Origin of the sequence: Chromohalobacter sp. HP20-39 (assembly GCF_033052815.1) — a bacterium.
Taxonomy (GTDB): domain Bacteria; phylum Pseudomonadota; class Gammaproteobacteria; order Pseudomonadales; family Halomonadaceae; genus Chromohalobacter.
In genome coordinates, this window is the sequence record NZ_JAWHTP010000436.1 from 1 (window position 1) to 309 (window position 309).

1 protein-coding gene is annotated in these 309 nt (G+C 58.6%); it reads left to right on the forward strand.

What is annotated here, in order from left to right:
• Window positions 1–309, forward strand: a 309-nt coding sequence (locus tag RVY79_RS18710) for a hypothetical protein (RefSeq protein WP_317466051.1), incomplete at both ends; no start/stop codon positions are given.

The window sequence follows — 309 nt, forward strand, 5'->3', positions numbered from 1 at the left end:
TCTCAAAAAGACTTCGTTGCCGAAGTCGGCGGTTGGACGTCGATTGAGACGTTTAGCGTGCCGGGGCTCTTTAACCTGCGCGCGCCGGTGGTGGTGCGCAATGCCGACCTGGACACGATTGGCTTTGCCTCCACGGCAGGGTCGATGTTGCTGGGAACGACGGGAGACCTTGTTGCTGCCAAGTCAAATCTCGATGGCCTTGTGTTGATTGACCGCGTGCTGTGTAAGGACTCGGTGACGGATTACCGTGACTGCGCTGCTCAATATCAGAGAGGGCGTTTCGACCTGTCGTCGGGCGCTGAGCTCGAC